The 772-nt window shown below is 41.6% G+C and carries 1 protein-coding gene; it reads left to right on the plus strand.

Features of this window, described 5'->3' with window-relative positions:
- Nucleotides 1–754 (plus strand): NAD(P)/FAD-dependent oxidoreductase (locus BAZSYMA_RS00030; RefSeq protein ID WP_143243027.1); only part of this gene is annotated, 754 nt, incomplete at its 5' end.
- Nucleotides 755–772 lie beyond the last annotated feature (18 nt).

Genomic DNA, 772 nt, shown 5'->3' on the forward strand with positions numbered 1-772 from the left:
TATTCGTGACAAATGCCCAATCACCTTCGTTACCCCTGAGCCTTACATTGGACACCTAGGTTTGGGTGGTGTTGGTGACTCTAAGGGCTTGCTAGAAAGCGAATGTCGTCACAGACATATTAAATGGCATACCAATTCTAAGGTTGACAAAGTTGAGGCTGATAAAGTGATTATTAGTGAATGTGACGACAATGGCGAAGCGGTTAAAACGGTTGAAATTGACAGTAAATATACCATGTTACTACCAGCTTTTAAGGGCGTTGATACCGTTGCTAATTTAGCAGATGTAGATTCTGGTTTTGTTAATCCGCGTGGTTTTGTCATGGTGAACGAATACCAGCAATCCCCTGTGCAAGATAACATCTTCTCAGTGGGTGTTAATATCGCCATTCCCCCTGTTGAGGCTACACCTATTATGTGTGGCACCCCTAAAACAGGCTATATGATTGAATCAATGGTGGCTGCAGTAGTGCACAATATTGAAGATATGATTAACGAAAGAGCACCATCACACATCCCAACTTGGAATGCAGTTTGTATTGCTGATATGGGTGATACAGGCGCAGCCTTTGTTGCCATGCCGCAAATCCCACCTAGAAATGTTACTTGGGCGAAAAAAGGCAAGATGATGCACTTGGCGAAAATCGCCTTTGAGAAGTTTTTTATTCGTAATATGAAAACAGGCAACTCTGAGCCTGCTTATCAAAAATATATTTTTAAAATGTTGGGTATTGAGCGTTTGAAGAAAAAATAGGGCTTAGGTACCCAAATG

This window comes from Bathymodiolus azoricus thioautotrophic gill symbiont (assembly GCF_001298715.1).
Classification (GTDB): domain Bacteria; phylum Pseudomonadota; class Gammaproteobacteria; order PS1; family Pseudothioglobaceae; genus Thiodubiliella.